Raw genomic sequence first — 1,090 nt, forward strand, 5'->3', positions numbered from 1 at the left:
TATACGCGCCGTTCTCAGATGCGTCGCAAATCTGAAACAAATCATCAAAGTGCGTCCGTAGCTCAGTTGGTTAGAGCGCACCCCTGATAAGGGTGAGGTCGGCAGTTCGAATCTGCCTATCAGCACCACTTCTCTCCCCAGCTCATTCTGCGTTTAACCAAAGTAGCAGCCAACCTAAGCTGGGGGAATCATGGCAAAAGAAAAGTTTGAACGTACGAAACCGCACGTGAACGTAGGTACTATCGGCCACGTTGACCACGGTAAAACTACACTGACAGCAGCAATCACTACTGTATTGGCGAAGACCTACGGTGGTTCTGCGAAAGCATTCGACCAAATCGACAACGCGCCAGAAGAAAAGGCCCGTGGTATCACTATCTCTACGTCACACGTAGAATACGATACTCCTAGCCGTCACTACGCACACGTAGACTGTCCTGGACACGCTGACTATGTTAAGAACATGATCACCGGTGCAGCGCAGATGGACGGTGCGATTCTGGTAGTAGCGGCGACTGATGGTCCAATGCCACAGACGCGTGAGCACATCCTGTTGGGTCGTCAGGTAGGCGTACCTTACATCATCGTATTCATGAACAAATGTGACATGGTAGACGATGAAGAGCTGCTGGAACTGGTAGAAATGGAAGTACGTGAGCTGTTGTCAGCGTATGACTTCCCAGGTGATGACCTGCCGGTAATCCGTGGCTCAGCTCTGAAGGCGTTGGAAGGCGACGCAGAGTGGGAGAAGAAGATAGTAGAGCTGGGCGAAGCCCTGGACACTTACATCCCAGAGCCAGAGCGTGACATCGATAAGCCGTTCCTGCTGCCAATCGAAGACGTATTCTCTATCTCTGGTCGTGGTACTGTAGTAACAGGCCGTGTAGAGCGTGGTATTGTCAACACGGGTGACTCAGTAGAAATCGTAGGTATCAACCCTACTACTACTACTACAGTAACGGGTGTAGAGATGTTCCGTAAGCTGCTTGACGAAGGTCGTGCAGGTGAGAACATCGGTGCACTGCTGCGTGGAACTAAGCGTGACGACGTAGAGCGTTGTCAGGTACTGTTTAAGCCTGGTTCAATCAAG

The 1,090-nt window shown here is 51.1% G+C and carries 1 protein-coding gene and 1 tRNA gene; both read left to right on the top strand.

Features of this window, described 5'->3' with window-relative positions; genetic code table 11:
- Positions 1-57: 57 nt before the first annotated feature.
- Positions 58-128: transfer RNA gene (locus J0A65_RS23845), tRNA-Ile, on the top strand.
- A 62-nt stretch (positions 129-190) separates the two neighbouring features.
- A partial coding sequence (gene tuf, locus J0A65_RS23850; RefSeq protein ID WP_206596758.1) for an elongation factor Tu occupies positions 191-1,090 on the top strand: 900 nt, incomplete at its 3' end.

This window comes from Bowmanella yangjiangensis (assembly GCF_017255015.1).
GTDB lineage: Bacteria > Pseudomonadota > Gammaproteobacteria > Enterobacterales > Alteromonadaceae > Bowmanella > Bowmanella yangjiangensis.